General features: G+C 44.4%; 17 protein-coding genes. 6 read left to right on the top strand and 11 right to left on the bottom strand.

Annotated features, from left to right (window positions below; all coding sequences use genetic code 11):
- Positions 1–3 precede the first annotated feature (3 nt).
- Both RTR76_RS10085 and RTR76_RS10080 read right to left on the bottom strand, forming a co-directional pair.
- Positions 4–990 carry a 2-hydroxyacid dehydrogenase gene (locus RTR76_RS10085; RefSeq protein WP_312520074.1) on the bottom strand — a complete coding sequence of 329 codons (987 nt, stop codon included), beginning with the start codon at positions 988–990 and terminating at the stop codon, positions 4–6.
- A gap of 44 nt (positions 991–1,034) precedes the next feature.
- Positions 1,035–2,225, bottom strand: coding sequence for a pyridoxal phosphate-dependent aminotransferase (locus RTR76_RS10080; RefSeq protein ID WP_312520072.1), 1,191 nt, complete (start codon positions 2,223–2,225; stop codon positions 1,035–1,037).
- 438 nt (positions 2,226–2,663) lie between these two features.
- Between RTR76_RS10080 and RTR76_RS10075 the strand changes: the two genes are divergently transcribed.
- From RTR76_RS10075 to RTR76_RS10065, 3 genes are all read left to right on the top strand, one after another.
- Positions 2,664–3,986: an FAD-dependent oxidoreductase gene (locus RTR76_RS10075; RefSeq protein WP_312520069.1), complete on the top strand. Its 1,323-nt coding sequence runs from the start codon at positions 2,664–2,666 to the stop codon at positions 3,984–3,986.
- A complete protein-coding gene (locus RTR76_RS10070) occupies positions 3,983–5,365 on the top strand; it encodes a hypothetical protein (RefSeq protein WP_312520067.1) in 1,383 nt (460 codons plus the stop codon). Before RTR76_RS10075 ends, RTR76_RS10070 begins: the two co-directional genes overlap by 4 nt.
- 62 nt (positions 5,366–5,427) lie before the next feature.
- The gene (locus RTR76_RS10065; protein ID WP_312520064.1) at positions 5,428–6,171 is read left to right on the top strand and encodes an FCD domain-containing protein; all 744 of its coding nucleotides are present in this window, start codon (positions 5,428–5,430) and stop codon (positions 6,169–6,171) included.
- 34 nt (positions 6,172–6,205) lie between these two features.
- Here RTR76_RS10065 and RTR76_RS10060 read toward each other — a convergent pair whose 3' ends face one another.
- Together RTR76_RS10060 and RTR76_RS10055 are read right to left on the bottom strand one after the other, a co-directional pair.
- Positions 6,206–7,279, bottom strand: a complete 1,074-nt coding sequence (locus tag RTR76_RS10060; protein ID WP_312520062.1) for an aromatic acid exporter family protein — start codon at positions 7,277–7,279, stop codon at positions 6,206–6,208.
- 99 nt (positions 7,280–7,378) lie between these two features.
- The gene (locus RTR76_RS10055) at positions 7,379–8,089 is read right to left on the bottom strand and encodes a cytochrome c biogenesis protein CcdA (RefSeq protein WP_312520059.1); all 711 of its coding nucleotides are present in this window, start codon (positions 8,087–8,089) and stop codon (positions 7,379–7,381) included.
- 201 nt (positions 8,090–8,290) lie between these two features.
- Between RTR76_RS10055 and rpsD the strand changes: the two genes are divergently transcribed.
- The 3 genes from rpsD (at position 8,291) to RTR76_RS10040 (ending at position 11,270) form a co-directional block, all read left to right on the top strand.
- Positions 8,291–8,884 carry a 30S ribosomal protein S4 gene (rpsD, locus tag RTR76_RS10050; protein WP_312520057.1) on the top strand — a complete coding sequence of 198 codons (594 nt, stop codon included), beginning with the start codon at positions 8,291–8,293 and terminating at the stop codon, positions 8,882–8,884.
- A gap of 24 nt (positions 8,885–8,908) precedes the next feature.
- Positions 8,909–9,559, top strand: a complete 651-nt coding sequence (locus RTR76_RS10045) for a hypothetical protein (RefSeq protein WP_312520055.1) — start codon at positions 8,909–8,911, stop codon at positions 9,557–9,559.
- A 130-nt stretch (positions 9,560–9,689) separates the two neighbouring features.
- Complete coding sequence (locus RTR76_RS10040) at positions 9,690–11,270, top strand: sigma 54-interacting transcriptional regulator (protein ID WP_312520053.1); 1,581 nt, start codon at positions 9,690–9,692, stop codon at positions 11,268–11,270.
- Between the two features lie 9 nt (positions 11,271–11,279).
- Here the strand turns inward: RTR76_RS10040 and megL are convergent, their stop codons facing one another.
- From megL to rocF, 7 genes are all read right to left on the bottom strand, one after another.
- Positions 11,280–12,476 carry a methionine gamma-lyase gene (gene megL, locus RTR76_RS10035; RefSeq protein ID WP_312520052.1) on the bottom strand — a complete coding sequence of 399 codons (1,197 nt, stop codon included), beginning with the start codon at positions 12,474–12,476 and terminating at the stop codon, positions 11,280–11,282.
- 199 nt (positions 12,477–12,675) lie between these two features.
- On the bottom strand, positions 12,676–14,706 hold the full coding sequence (locus RTR76_RS10030) for a methyl-accepting chemotaxis protein (protein ID WP_312520050.1): 2,031 nt from the start codon (positions 14,704–14,706) through the stop codon (positions 12,676–12,678).
- Between the two features lie 249 nt (positions 14,707–14,955).
- A complete protein-coding gene (locus RTR76_RS10025) occupies positions 14,956–16,452 on the bottom strand; it encodes a cbb3-type cytochrome c oxidase subunit I (RefSeq protein ID WP_312520046.1) in 1,497 nt (498 codons plus the stop codon).
- A gap of 35 nt (positions 16,453–16,487) precedes the next feature.
- Positions 16,488–16,892 carry a c-type cytochrome gene (locus RTR76_RS10020; RefSeq protein WP_312520044.1) on the bottom strand — a complete coding sequence of 135 codons (405 nt, stop codon included), beginning with the start codon at positions 16,890–16,892 and terminating at the stop codon, positions 16,488–16,490.
- Positions 16,893–17,023: 131 nt separating this feature from the next.
- Complete coding sequence (locus RTR76_RS10015; RefSeq protein ID WP_312520042.1) at positions 17,024–18,310, bottom strand: aminotransferase class I/II-fold pyridoxal phosphate-dependent enzyme; 1,287 nt, start codon at positions 18,308–18,310, stop codon at positions 17,024–17,026.
- Positions 18,311–18,993: 683 nt separating this feature from the next.
- Entirely contained in the window at positions 18,994–19,788 is a 795-nt protein-coding gene (locus RTR76_RS10010) for a hypothetical protein (RefSeq protein ID WP_312520040.1), read from the bottom strand.
- A gap of 20 nt (positions 19,789–19,808) precedes the next feature.
- Entirely contained in the window at positions 19,809–20,720 is a 912-nt protein-coding gene (rocF, locus tag RTR76_RS10005; RefSeq protein ID WP_312520037.1) for an arginase, read from the bottom strand.
- Between the last annotated feature and the right edge of the window lie 187 nt (positions 20,721–20,907).

The following is a 20,907-nucleotide window of genomic DNA, read 5'->3' as shown; positions in this document are numbered from 1 at the left end:
CACCTACAAACCATTTACTACATTGTGCGGGACTTCCTGATGCAGCACCCTGTCAATATTCTGCAAAGCCTGCTTCAGCATGCACCGGAAAGACCCTACCGTAACACCCGCAATATGAGGTGTAATCAACAACCGTTCCCGAGCTCCAGGAGAAAGCGTCAGCAACGGATGATCGGCTGGCGGCGGCTCCGGATAAGTAACATCTACTGCCGCTCCCGCCAGGCGGCCTGCTTCCAACATTTCAGCCAAGGCCAATTCATCAATAACTTCTCCCCGTGCCGTATTAATTAGCAAGCTCCCCTGCTTCATCAGGCTCAATTGCGCATGACCGATTAGCCCCCTGGTTTGATCATTTAAGGGAACGTGGACACTTACTATATCGCTCTGTGTCAGCAATTTTGACAATGACTGGTACTGTATTCCAAGCTCCGCTTCCAGAGCTGCAGACTGGCGGGACCGGCCGTAATAATATATGGATGCACCGAGAAACTTCAATATTTTGGCTGTTTGACGGCCAATTGCCCCCAGACCTATCAAGCCTACTGTGCTACCTGCAATTTCCTGTAAACCGGTTGTTAATAAGCTCTTACGAATGTCACTATATCTTCCGGCCTTGGTTTCACGATCAGCTACCACAAGCTGCCTTTGCAAGGCAATGATTGAACCTACCGTAAATTCTGCGACGGTTTGCGCATTTGCTCCCGGTACGTTTGCAACCGGTATCCCAAGTTTTGCGGCTGCCTTACCGTCAATGCGGTCATAACCAGCGCCAACTGCCTGAATAAGCTTAACGGACTTGAGCTGCTGCAGTACCGAAGCCGTAACTTCGGGAAAGCTGGCCAGCACTAACAGACAATCCGCCTCTCTACAAGCCTCCGCTAACTCCTTTTCATTTGCCGGATTACAAAAAATGACCTTCCATTCAGACGGCACGACCACCTCAGAGGTGTCAAACCGCCATTTGGGCACTGTACTTACAACAACCGGCATATCTTATCACCTATCCTTCATCCTTAAATCATGCGAATCCCCTTTTACAGGCTTCTTTGCGCAAACATCTGCATAACTTTAGCAATACGCTCCAGTCCAATGCGGCAATCTTCATACGATACTGCATAAGATAAGCGGAAATGATCGTTACCTCCATCTCCAAAAGCTGAGCCATCAACTACTGCTACTCCTGCATGATTCAGCAAATAGTCGGTAACTTGACCTGAAGATATGCCAGGCAATGTAATTTTCGGAAAAGCATAAAAAGCGCCTCCCGGACTACCGGTTAAAGCAAGTCCCGGAATCTGTCCGATCATTTCCAGAACGAGCTTCCGGCGACGGGCAAATTCGCTCATCATAGCTTCAACACATTCCTGTGGTCCGGTCAAAGCCGCTACAGCCCCATGCTGGGCAAAAGTACATAAAGACAACATAATATTTTGCTGCAGCCGTACTGCTGCGCCAATAATATGCTCCGGAGCGGCAATGTAGCCAATACGCCAGCCAGTCATTGCATATGTTTTGGACAAGGTTCCGCATATCACCGTCCGCTCTTTCATCCCCGGAAAGGTTGCCGGAGACACAAAGCTATCATCATACAGCATTTTGTCATATGCTTCATCAGAAATGAGCATTAAATCGTGCCGACAGGCAAAATTCACAACCTCCTTCATTTGTGCTGCGGTTAACACACCTCCGGTGGGATTATGTGGTGAATTAACAATAATTGCTTTTGTCCGGGGAGAAAGTAGAAGCTTAGCAGCTTCTAGATCATAAAAGAAATTCTGTCCAGGCAGCAGTGGTGTTTTTACTGCAACACCACCAGCCAGCTGTATCGCTAAGCCAAACGGTCCGAAACACGGATTAGGAATGATTACTTCATCACCCTCATTAAGCAAGCTCAAAAATGTTAAGTATAGCGCTTCTTGGCCCCCAGCTGTTACCATAATTTCTTTTTGTGAATTGTAGTTCAGCTTTTTATCAAGCTTCAGCCTCATGGCAAGTGCTTCCCTGAGTGCTGGTATGCCGTCATTAGGCGCATAATGAACGTGGCCATTGTCTAATGCGGTCTTCACTGCAGCTTTAATATGACCAGGTGTATCAAAATCAGGGCGGCCAATTTCAAAATGAATTACTTTCTTCCCTTGTGCTTCTAACTCATTCGCTCGCTGAAATACCTTTCGTATTCCAGCAAAGGGAATATTGTCTAATCGATTTGCAATATCAGGCAGCATAGAGTTACCTCCTCTTTTTATTTAACTCATCACAGATGAGCAAATAAACCATCAATTTTACACTACATCGGAAATACACTATTTTATCTACTCATACATGATGAGCGACGTTTATTAACTTTAGTATATTATAAATAAACTACATTTGTCTACTATGAAAAAATATTATTTTTATTACTCTTGTTTTTTTTGACTTTTGTGCAGGACTTTGTAAAAAACACACGAATTACGCAAATTAATAGATAAAATTCATTGTGTTTCGTCGCCCCTCATCATTGATGTGCATTCATCGCATGAATGCCACTCTCATTCCAAGTAACTAACTACCTTTACTCACTGCTGAGTAGATAGGAAGAGCTCTCTTTCTATCTACTCTTATTTCTTAGAAAGGATTAGTAGCAGCAATTTTATCGAAAACATATTAGGAGGTAATGTACAATGGCAAAGACAGTAGTAATCGTTGGTGGCGGATGGGCAGGTACAGCCGCTGCACTGGCAGCACGCAAAACCGGTTGTGAGGTTGTTCTGTTAGAAAGGGCAGATATGCTGTTAGGAACAGGTTTGGTCGGCGGCATTATGCGCAATAACGGCCGCTTTACGGCAACAGAAGAAATGATTGCCATGGGTGGTGGTGATCTTTTTGAAATATGTGATGCCAACGCCCGTCACAAAAATGTTCAATTTCCGGGACACAAACATGTTACCTTATATGATGTTTCGACAATTGAGCCCGCTGTCAAGAAAGCGCTGCTTGCAGCAGGAGTAAAGCTTCACCTAAAATCCCGGGTAAGAGATATCGTTGTTGACAATGGTCGAATCACGAAAGTAATTGCCGATACGCTCCATAGTAATCAAGTACTGGAAATCAGTGGGGATGCTTTCGTAGATACTACCGGCACGGCAGGCCCTCAAGGCAATTGTATGAAGTATGGTAATGGCTGTGTTATGTGTATCTACCGCTGCCCAACTTTCGGACCACGTCTTAGCATTGCTGGAAAAGCCGGGATAAAAGAAGTGATTGGTGAAAAGCCTGATGGTACCTTAGGTGCAATGAGCGGCTCCTGCAAATTGCATAAAGACTCTCTCTCTACGGAAATACAGGAAGAACTGGAACTCACCGGTGTCTGTGTCATTGCAATTCCCCCTTCACTGCAAAAAAGCATGGACACCCTTTCTCAAAAAGCTTGCCAGCAATATGCTCTGAAAGAATTTGCCGAAAACATTATTTTACTGGATACAGGCCACGCGAAACTCATGAGTGCGTATTACCCGCTGGATATATTACGGCAAATTCCCGGCTGTACCAATGCGCGGTTTGAAGATCCTTATGCCGGCGGCATCGGCAATTCCATGCGTTATTTTGGTATGCTGCCCCGGAATAATGCATTAAAGGTAACAGGACTGGTTAATGTATTCTGCGGAGGGGAAAAAGCTGGTTTACTGGTAGGCCATACGGAAGCCATTGTCACAGGCACACTTGCCGGACATAACGCAGGCCGTTTTTCCCTTGGTGCTGATTTACTTGAGCTTCCCGCTGCCCTGGCCTGCGGAGATGCTATCTCTCACGTAAAAGAAATGATGCAGACCAAAGAAGGACTTACCAAAAAATACACCTTCTCTGGCGCTAACTATTTCAAACGGATGCTGGATAACAACTTATATTCTACCGATATCGCCGCTATTAAAGACCGTGTAGAAACTGCAGGTATGACCGGTATATTAAAAAACCCGCCGCCTGTTAAAGAGGGGGATGCCTCATGACAATAGAGTTAACTGCCGCCCACTGGTTGTTTCTCTTCTGGGTTGGTGTAGTAATTGTAGTGATGGGTCTAAGAAAAGATCCCATTATTCCCTGTATTTTGGGCTTGCTCACTGTCGGCTGGCTGTATAAACATAGCTTCATCAGCGGTGTTTCGACTATATTTAATGCCTTGATCGTCGCCGGTAATGAGTTCTGGGGAATTATTGTGGTAATTTCCCTAATTGTAGCCCTGTCCAAATTGCTGAGTGATACCGGTGCCGACTATTTAATAATGAGTCCCGCTGCCCGCATAATGGTTAACCCGGGCATTGCCTTCTGGACAGTCGGTCTGTCAATGATGCTCGCTTCCTGGTTTTTTTGGCCTTCCCCGGCAACAGCACTCATTGGTGCCATCTTGTTCCCGGCAGCAGTCCGCGCCGGACTACCTGCCATGGGAGTTGCTATGGCAATGAACTTATTTGGTCACGGAATTGCTTTATCTACCGATTACGTAATTCAAGGGGCACCGACAATTACCGCCAAGGCAGCAGGCTTTTCCGATCCTTCACCAATCATTGCAGCCAGTATTCCCTTGTCGATTACAATGGGCCTTGTTACTACCGTTACAGCTTATATTATTTTGAAGCGTGATATGGCGAAGGACCCCCAAAGAATCGTAGCAGAGCAACTCGCCTTAACTGCGAGTCAAGTGCAGCGGGAGGTAAACTGGCTGTCCTATTTCTTAGCAATTCTCACACCGCTGGCCTTCGCCTTGGATGTTGCAGCCATGTGGCAGTTACAATTGCGAGGTGGTGATGCAACTGCGCTATTAGGTGCAACAGCAGTACTCATTTTGACCTTGGGTACCGTCTTGAAGTATCGCTGGCAGGGTCTTGAAAAGGTTACTGATTATATTCGCGGTGGGTTCATGTTTGGCATCAAGATATTTGCACCTGTTATCATCATCGGCGGCTTCTTCTTCCTCGGTAAAGGAGAGCTTGCCAAAACAATTTTGGAAGCCAAAGCGGCTACCGGCTTTCTTGAGGATTTTGGCATAGCCTTATCACAAACGATCCCTTTGAACAAAGCGTTTGTTGCTGTTGTTACACTATTTACAGGCATAGTAGTTGGTCTTGACGGCTCAGGCTTCTCCCCTTTGCCGCTTGTAGGCGCTGTGGCTGCTACGTTTGACAAAGCCATTACAATTGATAAGGCTACATTGGCTGCTCTTGGTCAAATTGCCGGTGTTTGGACCGGAGGTGGAACAATCATTCCCTGGGGTCTCATCCCCGTTGCCGCAATAACAGGAGTAAATCCCATCGATTTAGCCCGCAAAAATTTTATTCCTGTTGTCCTTGGCTTTACAGCAACAACCATCGTAGCTTTATTCTTGCTGTAAAGGAATTGCTGCTTCCTATCTAGAATTATGTTGAAGCGAATTAGTTCTTAGGGGGAAGACAGTTGCTTAGCAGTAAGGAAAATTTAGAGTATGACATACTTTTAATAATTGGTGAAGCCAGCGGCCGGCCAATGGGCTGCGGCTCAATTGCCATCAAGCTTCAGTCCATGGGTCATGCGTGCAGTGAAGCCACAGTCGGCAGAATCTTGCGCGACCTGGATATTGCAGGTTTTACTGAAAAAGCAGGCTTCCAGGGTCGAAAGCTCTCTGATCTGGGCAGCGAACGGCTTAATGAACTCGTTGGCAGAGCCCACAGATTAAAACAAGGCCAGGAATTAATGGCTGCCGTTCAGGGACATACCCGGGAACAGTTGCTGGAGGTGCTGATTGCCCGCCGGGCAATTGAAGGCGAGTTGGCTTACCTTGCTGCACTTCAAGCTAAGCCGGGTGAAATTGAAGCCTTAAAGTCGGTATTAGCCCGCCAGCGCTCTATCCGCGAATTCAGCGAAGGTGCGTCCGCCGAAGACGTTGAGTTCCATACTATTATTGTAAAAATGGCACAAAATCGCGTGCTTGCTGCTGCTATTGCGCTCATCCGGCAAGATACTCAGTTATCGCCCATATTAGAACATATCCGGTTTCAGGTCCATAGTGCTGCTAATGTAGATCATCAGCGAATCATCGAGGGCATTGAAAGCGGCGACGGAGCCCGTGCCCGTACTGCTATGATCGAGCATATTAATAATCTCATCAATGATGTTGAAACATACTGGCAGTTTACTGATCATCAGAATAACCAAGTATAAAAAAGGAAAAAGGGGACAGTCCCCTTTTTCCTTTTTATTTTGCATTCACTTCCTGCAGCAGCTTTTTAGCCTGCCGGGATGCCCACTTAATCTCGCTGGCCATCACTGCAGCTTCAATTAATGGATGAATATAGTAACTCCCTGTCAATTTCGGCTGCCATTCTTCAATTGCTTTAGTAAGCTTTTCCCAATAGTCTTCACTAATTTCTTCCGCTTCGATTTGCTGTTCCTCAATAATCGCCCTCTGCAGCTTGCCTGTCAGCCGGTTGACTGATATACAGCCACTTTGCAGAATTTCAAGAATCACCTTAAATTCATCGCTGACCGGCAGTGCGCCTGCCGCCAGCCTGCGCTCAAACCGCTGTGGAACAAGTTCATATATTCTATCGGCTTTTTCCGTTAATGTTTCATTATAGTCAAGCAGCTTTTCCGCTCTGACAAACCATTCCCGCTGCTTCAATGAGGCAAAGGATAGAACTTCTCCTTCTCGCTTCAGCAGCACCGACAAATGACGCACTTCCTGATTTAATTTATGTACTTTCTCCCTGTATTTTTGCTCCAAGACTGGCCTGGCATTTTCAATTTGAACATAATCTTGAATAGCCTGGCAGAAATAAAGGGCAACTTCTTCACTGCTCTCCTGCAGCTTAAGCTTAAATTGTTCACTGTAGCGAGGTGGCCACAGCAGTATATTCACTAGCATCGCAGTAGTTAATCCGGCAAAGATAACAGCAGACCGGTTTAGTGCATGAGGCAAGAACTGCTCCTGACTAGAACCAAGAACAAAAACGGCTGCAACAATCCCCATCGAAATCCCGCTTTGCAAATTCAATTTTAAATACACGGAAATCATTAGAATAGTAACAATCCCCATAACTAAGGGATTACCGCCAAGCAAATAACCAAACAGCAAGCCTGCGCTGACACCCAGAATATGCACTAAAATCTGGTCCCGCGCCGTCTTCACTGTTAAAAAGATAGATGGCTGCATATTAATAACAGCCGAAACAGCACCAAAGAAGGCTGGTTCCAAATTTAGAATTTTGCAGATAAACATCGTTATTGTAACAGCAATTCCTGTCTTAATAATGCGTGCACCTATTTTCATTTCAGCCACCTGCCTTACGGAATCTGGTATATATCCTTCTCTGGTATGATAAAAAAATCCTTTGTATTAACACTTTGTTCGCTTACCACTAAACTGCCTTTACAACCCTTGAAGAATATTTAATTGATCTGTGAATAGCAAAATGCCCATGACAATCAGCAAGATGCCTCCAACCATTCGGATGCCTTCTAGGTAAGGATACACCTTCTTATATTGTTGAAAAAAAACGCCTAAAAAAAACGAGATCATCAGAAAAGGCAAGCCAAAGCCTATTGCATACACCAGGAGCAGCAAAGCAGCGTTCAGCGCCCCCCCCTGAGTTGTCGACAGCAGTAAAATAGAGCTGAGCACCGGACCGACACAAGGTGTCCAACCAAAACTAAAAGCCAGTCCCAGCACATAGGACCTGGCATATCCGCCTTGAGCCCTGTCAAATGCAAATCTTCTGCCCTGTTGAAGAATCGGTAAGTTAATCAAATTTAACTGGAATAAACCGAGAATTATTACTGCCGCTCCTGCAGCTTTTACAAGTACAGGCGCAGACTCAATCAGCCACGCACCCATCGTACCAGCAATAACACCAAGTATAATAAATACGGTACTAATTCCAGCAACGAATACCAGTACATTTATTTGCAGCTTACGCTGTGCCTGTTTATTTGCAGTTCTATCCACATCCTGCATGGAGAGTAATTCATCTTCGCCTGATAAATACCCCAAATACACGGGAAGCAAAGGAAATATGCAGGGAGAAAAAAACGATAAGACGCCACCTGCTAAAGTTCCAAAAAGTAATTCAACACTGCTCACTCCATTCGCCCCTCCTTACCGCTCGCCCTTATAGACGTGCTCAATACGACTTCGGATAGTTTTACACTAGTCTTACCCTCAGAAAAAGTCAATTTATTTCTTTATCTCTTTCAATGATATTGAATATCATTCTCATTTATGTTAGGATATAGAAGTGACTTTGATCACCATTACATTTTACAAAAGGAAGGAATCATCAATATGGCTACGCGAAGAGATCCACGCTTTAAATTATGCCGGCGGCTGGGTGTAAATATTTTTGGTCATCCTAAAGCAATGGAACGGGCAACTAAAGATAATAGCCGCTCGGGCCGGAAGTTATCCGAATATGGCCTTCAGCTGCTGGAAAAACAAAAAATTAAAGCCTATTACGGTATTCTGGAGAAACAATTTGTCCGCTACCTTGTAAATGCCAAAAAGAGCAAAGAAATTACCGGCGTCGCTTTGTTAAAAGCACTCGAATGCCGGCTGGACAACCTTGTCTACCGTATCGGATTTGCTAATTCCATACGTCAGGCCAGACAAATCGTTCGTCACGGACATATACTGGTAAATGGCAGGAAAGTTGATATTCCTTCTTGCGCTATAAAACCCGGTTCAATTCTTACATTAAGGAATTCTTCCAGAGAAAACACTATGTTTGCCTCTAATTTTCTGGAATTAAAGTCTTTTGATCTCCCCTATATTGAAAAAGATTTCGACCAATTCAGCGGCAAATTGCTTCGCTTGCCAAACCGGGATGAAATCCCTGTCGAAGTAAACGAAATTCTGGCAATTGAATTGTATTCCAAATAGGTTAGCATGAAGAGGTAGAATTGCATGTGCAAATACAATCAGTATCACTACTGGGAGGATCTTTTAGCAAATAAAAAAGATCTGTGGAAAAGCAGCTTTGCCCCTATCACAACAGCCCGTGAAACACTTTTCATCAATACCGCTATTATTGATTACCAGCGAAATACACTTGATAATAACTGGGCCTGTTATCCTGATGCAAAATCGGTATTGGGTTTTATTCAATATGTACAGCTTCCACTGGCCTTCTTTTACACGTTAAATGCTTCTGAAGAAGCTTTAGCTTTTCCGGTATGCTCCAGTCAGGAATTCATTGAGTATCTCCAAGAGTCAGGTTCCATTCATACGCCAGCCATGGAATCGGCAGTTCTGGAGCTGAGTACGTATTGGGATTTGGACAGTGTAACCTGCCTGGAAAAACTAAAAGACTTTTGTCAGCGCTTTAACGCCTTTTGGGATCGAGATACTTCTGTCTTGCACATCGACGTGTTTGAGAACACGTATGAAATTGCACATTGTTTGCTGGATAAAAGTGAATTTCCCGAAGTTATGGAAGAGGATATCGGTTTGACAGCAGTACAGTTATTCGAGATGTGTAAGAATTTTTATCATGATCAATTTCTCCAAAAGAATTTCGTCAACATCCTCAATCATAAAATTGGCTGCGTTGTATAATGCAGCGGAAAAGGCACCTTACAGTGAGATGTAAGGTGCCTTTTCTTATTTCGGCAGGATTCCTCTGCCAGCTCACGAATAGGCTAAAGTTATACGACACAACGTGATTACCATGTTAGGGGTGCTTCTAATGACTGTAACTCGCTGGCTGTTGAAAACAGCTGACCGCATTGGCATGATTAAGGAAGTTAGTCAGATTTTTTCACATGAAGCGGTCAGTATTATATCGATGGAAGTCTCAACCGGACAAATTTTTATTAAATTTTTCTTAGAGGATGACCCTCTTCACACTAAAAATAATCTGGAAGAGCTCTTAAGAAAAGAACTACTGAAGCATAAAGATATTAAAAGCATTAGCAGCATTGCTTTACAGCCGCAGGAACAACGCGAAAAAGAGCTGCAAACGGTATTGGAGTTTGCGAACGATGGCATAATCGGGTTAAGCACGGAAGGTGCTATTCGCTATATCAACTCTGCTGCAGCACAACTCTTACGAGTTGATAAGAATACTATCATAGGGAAAAATATAACTTCCTTTATTGGCGAAAATACACTTTTTGACGAACTCCTGTCTGGTAAGTCTTTTGATCATCAGCAGATGTTGATTCAAACACCCCGCGGCACTCTCCATTACCTATGCTCAGGCCGTCCTATTCAAGATGAGAATGAACAATTTGTCGGGGCGGTAGCTACTCTAAAGAGTATGAAATCAGCAAAACAGCTTGTTAACTCCATGATGAAGAATACCAAATTCGAATTCAAAGATATTATCTACATCAGTTCTTCCATGGAAGAGCTGATCAAAATTGCCCACCGAGTTGCCGCAAGCAGTTACAGTATTCTCATTGGCGGTGAAAGTGGCACAGGCAAAGAGATGTTTGCTCAGGCTATCCATTGCGCCAGCCCCCGGCGGCTCCATCCCTTTGTTCCAATCAATTGCGCAGCTCTGCCGGAAGCCTTACTGGAAAGTGAATTATTTGGCTATGAAGACGGTGCCTTCAGCGGAGCAAGAAAAGGCGGCAAACCCGGATTATTTGAAGCAGCTCATACCGGCACGTTATTCTTAGATGAAATTGGCGAGCTGCCGCTGCTTTTGCAAGGGAAATTACTCCGAGTCCTCCAGGAAGGAGTCTTTCGCCGGCTAGGCTCACATCATGACATAGGTGTTGACGTACGAATTGTTGCTGCAACTAACCGGAACTTGGAACAGATGGTGCTAGCAAAGCAATTTCGTCAGGACCTCTATTACCGCATGAATGTCATTCCCCTGCAAATTCCTCCACTTAGACAGCGCCCTGAGGATATTCCCCTGCTGCTCAGGCATTTTCATGTTAAATACTGCACGGAGTTAAACAGGCATTTGGATTTTTCCCCGGCCGCTGTAGATTCCCTCTTACATTATAGCTGGCCTGGTAATGTGCGGGAATTGCAGCATGCAGTCCTTCGGGCCATTCATCTAACTTCAAACAAAGAGATTCATGTTGAAGACCTTTTAATCAGTCATGAAACTGACAATAGTCCGCTTCATGCTAATGCATCGCAAACGAATCTGAAGCAGGTTATTGACCATACAGAAAGATTTCATTTGGAGAAGGCTCTAAAAAAGCATGGAAGTGCCAGAGGAGCTGCTCGCGAAATTGGACTTTCCCATACAGCAGTTTTAACTAAAATGCGCCGTTATGGCCTGGAACATCTCCTTAAAGATCATTAACGAAAACGCTTACTCTGCTCCTTTTCTTATTGCTTGATCAAGATCAAGGATAATGTCCTTCGGATCTTCCAGACCTACCGATAGCCGGATAAGCCCATCCGTAATACCCGCTTTTATTCGTTCTGCATAAGGTATTGGTGAATGAGTCATCGAGGCCGGGTGTTGTATTAGCGTTTCTGTATCGCCAAGACTGACTGCCAGCAGGCAGAGTTGTACACTATTCATTGCTTTGCGTCCTGCTTCAATTCCTCCCTTTATCTCGAAACTAATCATCGCACCATAATTAGACATTTGTGTTTTGGCCAATTCATGCTGGGGGTGTCCGGGCAGTCCGGGATAATTTACGTTTTCCACATGGGGATGTTCTGCAAGAAACCTAGCAACTAGCAGGGCATTTTGACAATGCCGCTCCATACGGACGCCAAGCGTCTTTAAGCCGCGTAAAGTTAACCAGGCATTAAAAGGACTGATGCAGCCGCCGGTAATATCTTTTACGCCAATAAAACGTACTTCATTAATAAATTCCTGCTTGCCCAGAACGATTCCGGCAATAACATCACCATGACCATTCAGATATTTCGTCGCACTATGAACGACAATATCTGCCCCTAGTGCAAGCGGCCGTTGACAATAAGGAGACATAAACGTATTGTCCACCATAAGCTTACAATTGTGTCGATGCGCCAGTCTGGACACTGCGGCAATATCAATAATAGCCAGTGTAGGATTTGCGGGTGTTTCAAGATAAATTACTTTTGTATTAGGCTGCATGGCACTGCTGATATCTTCTAAATTAGTAGCATCTACAAAAGTGACATCAATCCCAAATTTAGGCATGCTGTGTGCTAACAAGGCATGTGTACAGCCATATAAGGTCTCAGCAGCGACGATGTGGTCCCCTTTTTTGCAAAGAGTCCATAACGAGGCTGCAATTGCTGTCATACCCGAAGCAACAGCCAAAGCAGCCTCTGCATTTTCCAGGGCGGCCATCTTTACTTCCAAAGCCTGCTGTGTAGGATTGCCCAGACGGGTATATATATATCCCTCTTCTTCTAATGCAAACCGCGCCGCTCCCTGTTCGGCACTAGCAAACACAAAGGTCGATGTTTGATGAATGGGAGTTGCAAGTGCCCCCGTAGCAGGATCAGGTGACTGACCGGCATGAATAATCACCGTATCATAGCCTGAATTGTATTGATTGTTCATAATTATACCTCCCAGCTCTTAACCTATTTGCTATTACCATAAGCAATTTTTATGCCAGCCATACCTGCCCCAGTGAAATGGATATTGCGTAGTACTCCGTCAAATAAGAATGGCAACATTATTTCCAAATGCGGAAACAATGTTGCCATTCTGTAATTTTTCTTTACATATTCATTCTTCGCTTATCGGCGAATAAAGTTTATACGCGGAACTTACCAACCGCTTCACGCAAATCTGTTGCCAAATGAGCGAGACTACGGCTGGAAGAAGCAATTTCTTCCATAGTTGCTGATTGTTCCTCAGTAGCCGCCGAAACAACTTCCGATTCTTCAGCAGTTTGTTTGCTTAACGTATCAATGCGGTTTACTGATCCTACTATTTGTTGGCTGCCTGTAGCCATTTGTTCAATAGCGGCAGAAATTTCCTTAACTTGATCAGATACTTGTGTAACTAACTCCACAATTTCCTGGAAAGCTTGTCCTGATGCATTGACTACTTCTGCTCCCCGTTTGACTTCATGGGTACCTTCATTCATAGCTACTACCGCTTTATCGGTATCCCCTTGAATTTCGCCAATTAATGTCGCAATTTTCTTCGCTGCATCTTGTGATTGCTCTGCAAGTTTACGTACCTCTTCTGCTACAACAGCAAAACCACGTCCCTGCTCACCGGCACGAGCCGCTTCAATAGCGGCATTTAGCGCCAGCAGGTTTGTTTGCCCCGCTATGCCGGATATGGCATCAACAATCTGACCGATTTCTTTGGATCGTTCGCCTAATTTAGCAACGACCTGAGCAGAAGCAGTGACTGTCTGCTCAATGTTGGCCATCTGCGTCACTGCCTGGCCGACTGACTTATTGCCTTCAGCTGCTTTCATTGCCGCCTGTGACGATTGATAGGCTACCTCATTAGCATTGGCAGCAACCTGCTGGATACTGGCAGACATCTGCTGCACTACCGCCGCCGACTCACCGGCCACTATCAATTGTTCCTGAGCACTTGTTGCCACATCCGTAATCGAGGATGCTACCTGGTTGGCCGCTTGTGCTGACTGATCCGCACCGGCAGTCAGCTGCTGACTGGAAGCAGCCAACTGCTCCGCTTGGGAGTGTACCGTTGTAACAAGACTATGTAAATTAGCTCTCATATCCCGGAAGCCTTTTGCCAATTGGCCAATTTCATCTTCTGTCGTAACGTTGGCCTTCCGGTCCCGTAAGTCTCCATCAGCCAAAAGCATGCACTCATCGCGTATGATCAGGATTGGTTTGACCAGCTGTCTGGCTATTACAATTGTAAGCCCGGCAACAATCAGCAAACAGATAATTGACAGAATCAGCATCGTGCGGGAGAGAGAATCAGTTGCCTGCGTCGCTTCCGCTTCCGGTGCCGCCACCGACATAAACCAGCGCTGTCCTCCAGGCAGATCTATCGGTGTATAGACTGCAACCCGGGTCACACCATCAACAAAAGTATAGGTCCCGAAAGTCTGCTTTCCTGATTGAACAGCTGCTGCGAATAAATTAATCAATTTATCATCAAGCTCCGCCTGCTGCAGCTTAAGTTCCGGATTAACCTTCTTTTGAGAAATATTGAGCTTGCCAATCGTGTCAGGGCGCTTAGGGTGAGCTAGCAGCACACCATTATTATCTACAATATTACCGTAGCCGCTATCTAAGAACTTCATATCCTTAATCAGCTCTGTCATTTTCTCAAGTGAATAAGTACCGCCAATAACTCCCATAAGCTGTCCGTTATTCATAACAGGAGTAGCCAAAACAACCGAGATTTTTCCGGTAGCTTTAGAAATCAACATTTCAGAAACATAAGATTTTTTCGTATCCATTACTTTTTTGAAGTACTCGCGGTCACCATATTGTCCGGTAGTACCATCGCCGCGAACGGCAGAACCATCGGGCGCAATAAACAAGACTGTTTCAAATCCGACGATTTGCTGAGTTTCAGCCATAGCTGCCACGGCCTGAGCCCGATCGCCAACCGTCCGTATTGCCGTTACCCTGGCCAAATCATCTAACCGGACCATTACATCTTGCATTTCACTCTTGATACGATTGCTATAATCAGATCCGACTGCCATTGCAGTTTCATTCACGCTCTTTCCCAGAGCACGTTCAGCTATATAATAGCTGACTCCTGACAAAATTCCCAATACAATAAAAATAAGAGGCAGCAAAGCAAGGAGTAAACGAGTTTGAATATTTTTAAATTTCATTACCACAACTCCTCAATATCAATTCTACTCATTAGCTTTTTTCCTCAACTAATAAGTTCAGCAGTATTTCTGTCCTCCTTTCGTGCTAAGCGCGAAAAATAGCAACTAATCATTTCCGTTAAAATTTTACCACAAAAATACATATTATGCCAAACTTCTACAAAATATTTATTGAATTGTTTATTTTTGTCGATCATATGCATACAGTGCAAAATAAAAAAACACGCCATTCACGCGTGTTTTAGGTAATTATTGTTTCAGTTTATTTTGGGTTTCTGCCATCTGCGACAGCTTCCTTATTTTGATGAGCAGCCTTTCTGCTTCTTTTTCTTTTTTGATCAGTTCTTGCAGCAATTGCTGCAGATGACGTATATCATCATATTTGATGCTGCCTATTTTCCCTGAAGTTCGGAATATTTCTCTTATTTTGGGCCATATACTTTTTAAGACAACAAAGGTCAAGAGCATACTGCCTGTGGCATAAATGCCACCCCCAAATGCCCTGATAAAAAGATAGGGTCTTATTAACTCATTGGTTTCACTTATGCTCAGCCCGATTACCCGCCAAAAATAGCATTGCAGCCCGCCAGCCAACAATAGACCTATTCCCATTGTAAGCAAACCCGCATTTAAAGCAAGGATTGCCATCTGGCAAAACCGGTACATTTTTTGACCCAATACAACTTCTGTAAACAAAATGTAAAAGCATACTGCCAGAATTAAAAAACCGAACACCCCAAACAGCGCGAAATGAGAGTGGGCGGAGGTGATATACGTACCGTGGATAAACCGGTTTATTGGTGGATAAGCCATAAAAAAGCCTAAAATACTAGCACCAAAGATGTGGTAAAACGTACTGCAGCCAATAAGAGTTATCGTAATCTTATCGCGGGCAGACAAGCTGGAATAGGTAGTAAATTGAGCCGTTTTAATCGTAGAATATACTAATATAATAGCCGGCAAAGCCTGCATGGCACTAAAAATGCCACCAATCCAAAGCCAAAATGCCGGTACGCCAATCCAATAATAATGATGACCCGTAGCTAATATGCCAGCTAAGGCTACCAAGGTAATATCCAGATAAATTGCCATCTCCACAGCTTTCCGTTCTGCTTTAGCCACCTTTAGCAGCAATGCAGCCAGCACGCCTGTTCCAATAAGCTCCAGCGACATTTCTTCCCAGACATGAACGACCAGGAATTTGGCCATTTCATCTGTTGTTGGATGCGCATAGGAAACAAGATTAGGCAAATAAAAAACAATTAATGTGACACTCCCTGCCACCATACTGATAAGCGTAGCACGGTTTCTTGGCACCCCAGGCGCCCGATAAGTGCATATTAAATTGTAACATAGCATCAAGGTAGAAGCTGCCGTTGCCACTTTCAGCGGCAGCATTGCTTCAAGATACTCCCTTCCTGTGGTAAATCCTAATAGCAATGACCCCAAAACTAAAGCAGTTGTACCGGCCAGCAGCCAAAAATTAATGGTAACCAGCTTAAGACTAGCCAGCTCCCGTTCCGCTTCCTGACTAAAGAAAAAATAAACAGCACCAATTATACCGATTAGCGGCCAATAAATACTAATATTCAGATGAAAGGCTCTGCCGCTTGCATAGGAAATGGGCGAAGGGATATCGGGGAAAATAAGCTCCAATGCTCCGCCAGTAGCCACTAATCCTTGTAAGCCAAATAGCACATAGGCCAGCAAAGCATATTTATAACTTAAATGCTGTGATCGCAACAAACTGCTACCCCATTTCCTGACCAAAATTAAAGCATTTATCTTTGGTTGCTACCCACAGGATTGGGCGGCCAATTCATAGTATCAATCGAATTAACAAAATGTAAATAAGCAATAATCTGATCGGCTTCCTCTGCTGTCAATTGTTCATGGCGTTTTTTCTTGGCGCCCCTCAGTAGAGGAGGCTGCGTTAAATAAGTTTTTAACCCCTCACTGCCGAAATTTGCATAAGCCTTTGTCAGGTCTCCTCCCCAATACCCGCCATTACCAAACAAGGTATGACATTCAACACACGCCTTTTTTTGATAAACACTTTTTCCTTGCGCTGCTTCCAATGGCAATGCCTGTACTTTTTCACTGGTTGTTGAAATATATACTAATAACGAGAATGCTGCCAGAGAAGAAAGCAGCGTTAGCAGAAATCCTTTTACCCCTAATTTCATTATACCTATTTCCCCTTAGTAATCATTCCCTCTTTATTATGGTTTATGCCGCAAGACTTCTATACCTAAGCCATAAATACAAAAGACACTATCCATGATAATCTTCATGAATAGCGTCTTTATTTTGCTGACTAAGCTCTGCTTGCAAGTTCCTGCTCTACACTAACTAACTGAACGCAAAGCACAAGCAGTTCCATCGCTTGCTTTAACTCTGATAACGGAGGGAAAGTAGGCGATAGACGAATATTTTTATCTTCAGGATCTTTGCCATAAGGGAAGGTAGCTCCTGCCGGAGTCAATAGCACACCAGCTGCAGCTGCTTTTTCTACAATCTTTTGCGCACATCCCGGCAAAGTATCAAGACTGATAAAATAACCACCTTGCGGATTGCTCCAGGAAGCAATCCCTAGACTTCCCAGCGCAGTTTCTAACATGCTCCGGACCAAATCGAATTTAGGCTTAATAATAGCCGCATGCTTGCGCATGTGTTCTTCTATTCCTGTCTGATCCTTTAGAAAACGCACATGGCGAAGCTGATTAATTTTATCTGGTCCAATTGTTTGAATGTTAATATGCTTTTTAAGCCAGTTGATATTGCGATCGCTGCTGGCTACCATAGCAATACCGGCACTGGGGAAATTCAACTTTGACGTGGAAGCAAACACAAATACTCTGTCAGCATGCCCGGCTGCTTCGCAAGCTTTGCGAATATCGAGCAATTGATCAGGCGTATCAGTTAAATGATGCACAACATAGGCATTATCCCAAATGATCCGGAAATCCGCTGCAGCAGTAGGCATAGCAGCCAGTCTCTGCACAACTTTATCCGAATAAGTAAGCCCGGTAGGATTACTGTATTTAGGAACACACCAAATTCCCTTAATCGCAGGATCTGCAGCCACTAGCTTCTCAACTTGATCCATATCAGGGCCATCATCCAAGTAATTAATAGTAATCAGTTCCATCCCCAGATGTTCAGTGACAGCAAAATGCCGGTCATAGCCTGGGCTCGGGCAGAGGAATTTGACTGTTGGCAGCTTGCTCCAGGGAGCTTCGCTCTCTGGCAGACCATGAAGCATAGCACGGCATAGCAAATCATGCATCATCGTTAAACTGGAACTTCCGCCAATAATGATTTCCTGAGGTTTCGCTTCCAAAAACGAGGCAAATAACTCTTTCGCTTCAGCGATTCCATCCAATCCGCCATAATTGCGGCAATCAGTACCATTAGCCGTTTTGTAATCAGTTTGGCTAAGACAATTGAATAAATCATTTGAAAGGTCCAATTGCTCGCTGCAGGGCTTGCCTCTGGACATATCCAGCTTGAGCTTTTGGGCCTGAAATTTCTCATACTGTCCCGCTAAAATGGCCTGTTGTTGTTGTAATTCCTCAACACTTAACTTTTTAAAATGACTCATATCCATCGCTCCTTCACATTCTCTCTCATTATATGGGTATTTGTCGGAATTAATCAATACTTTTTCCATTTCCTGCACATATGTATACTGAATACGCTAATACAAAAAAAGAAAGGTCTGACTCAAATAGATTTAAAAACCTAATTGAGACAGACCGCTCGTAGCAGGAAGGGAAAGTCCGATTCCGTCCTTTTGTCATCGCCACAAAAGGACCAAAAAGTCTAGGCCTAATCTTCCAATAGCCTTGGAAAATTACCAGCTTACTAAAATTCGTAAACTCGCTACCGCTCAAACAGTACGAATTTCTTAACGTAAGCCGGCAATTTTCCATCCTTCGGACCGGCTATTTCCAGAAGGGCCAAAAGAACGAGATGTTACGAGGAGCGTAAATTCCGTATCCTCTCCGTTCCTTGTTTTGGTCCCCCGACCGTTACTGAAATTGCCGCCCCGCAGGGTGGAAACAGACCTTTCTTGCGTGAAGAAATTTCGACTGTTTGAGCGCAGCGAGTTTCGGAATTTTAGCAAGGAAGGTCTGTTTTCAAGGCTATTTCTGTACAGGTCTTGATTTTTTGGTACTTTTGTATCAAGACAAAAGTACATAACCGTATCTTTGCCTCTTACTAAAACTAAAGAGGCAAAAGTGGGGCTGGTGCAAGCGTTAGTGCGACAAGTCCCCAATTAATTTATTCTGTTTTAGGCTGCTCTGCTGAGGCATTGCCTGCTGAATCAAAATACACTGCCGATCCTCCGGCAAAAGCAGTACTTGCTCCGCTTTCAACAGGTAATACGGTCTGCTCCTTTACTGTTCCTGACAATACTTCACCTGACTCAGCAAAGGTAACTGTTTTCCCTTTACTAAACTTAATAAATCCGGCTGTATCACTTCCAGTAAAATGATGCTTCCAGCCCATTGGCCGTAAATGTGTATCTTCCTCTAATACTGCTGATAAAACGGCACCTGAGGGATAAAAGGTAAGGACTGTACCTCCTTTTGCCGTAATGAAACCGTAGCTGCCCTCAATCAGGCGAATTGTCGCCTTCTCTTTGAGCGTTCCGCTGAGTACATTTCCTTGTCCGTCAAAGGTGACAATCGTTCCGCCTTTGTATAACACATGTCCGTAAACCGGTATGGCAATATCATACTTTTTGTCAATCACCGGCAGGTTATACCGGTAAAACCAGGGCCTCATATCGCTGAAAGCAGTGACAAAGTAGTAGTCATTGATGATCCTGTTCCAGCCGCGCGGTGTAAGGAATGCGTCTTTATCCAATGTCCCTGTTACAACCTCTCCCCATTCATTCAAGGTGACCGAGGTATTGCTTTTAAATTCAATAAACTCGCCAACACTACAGCCTTGCGGATGCAGCTTAGTATCTTTGTCCAGTAACCTGGTTTCAGCCGAAACCGCCGTCATTGTCAAAAATACGCATACCAGCCCTGCTGCTGCCCCCTTAAGTAGCGCATGTACTCCTCTCATCCCTCTTCCCCCTTTGTATTCTACTTCAACCGTTCACCCAGTAATGATCCCATTAATGCAACTGCGACCTTCGCAGTTGCATTCTGATGATCAAGCACAGTATTCACTTCAACAAATTCGGCGCTAGTGACAATATTAGCTTCCGATAGAAGCTCCATAGCCAAATGACTCTCCCGGTAAGTTAAGCCACCGACTACCGGCGTCCCCACTCCCGGAGCATGCAGCGGGTCCATAACATCCATATCAAAGCTGACATGTACCCCGTCAGTTCCCTTTGTTACAATCGCTAAGGCTTCCTCCATAACTTTCGCCATACCCAGCATATCAATTTCATGCATAGTGTACACAGCAATTCCCAGTTCTTTAAGCAGCAGTTTTTCACCCTGATCCAGATCCCGAATACCGATCATGACGAAATTCTCCGGACATAGCTTAACATCCTTACCGCCAACTGCCGTCAATCTTTCATGTCCAATCCCCAAGCTTACCGCCGCCGGCATCCCATGAATATTGCCTGTAGGCGAAGTCTCCACTGTATTACTGTCACCATGCGCATCAAACCAAATAACGCCCAGCTTCTTTTTGTGCTGCAATACACCGGAAATGGTACCAATTGCAATACTATGGTCACCTCCTAAAACCAGAGGAAACCTGCTATTTTGTAATTCTTCGCTAACTATTTTGCAAAGCTCGCTATTTACTCGTTCAATTTCATCAAGATATTTTAACGCTGTTTCCCCCACTTGCCAACTGTCTGGCCTATGTGGCAAAATATCGCCCTTGTCATCAATCTCATAGCCAATGCGCTGGAGCCGTTCCCTAAGTCCTGCATAACGTATTGCACTTGGCCCCATATCCACTCCCCGGCGGTCTGCTCCCAGATCGAGCGGAACTCCTATAATTGAAATATGCCGGTTAACTGTCTGATTCATGTAAAGCCCCTTTCGGTGCTGCAGATTCGAAAGCTGCCGCAATAAGCAGCAACAGCTTCTCCCCTGTATGTTTATCGTTTTTCGCGAAATCTATCCGCTAAAACTGCCTAACAGCTTGCTAAAAGGTGGCTAACGAAATACTAGTTCTTCATTTTTGATACGTTTCTCTATAGTCAGGAACATATCC

The sequence above is a fragment of the Anaerospora sp. genome (assembly GCF_032013335.1).
Classification (GTDB): domain Bacteria; phylum Bacillota; class Negativicutes; order Sporomusales; family DSM-15969; genus Anaerospora.
This window is presented reverse-complemented; position numbering and strand designations above follow the sequence as displayed.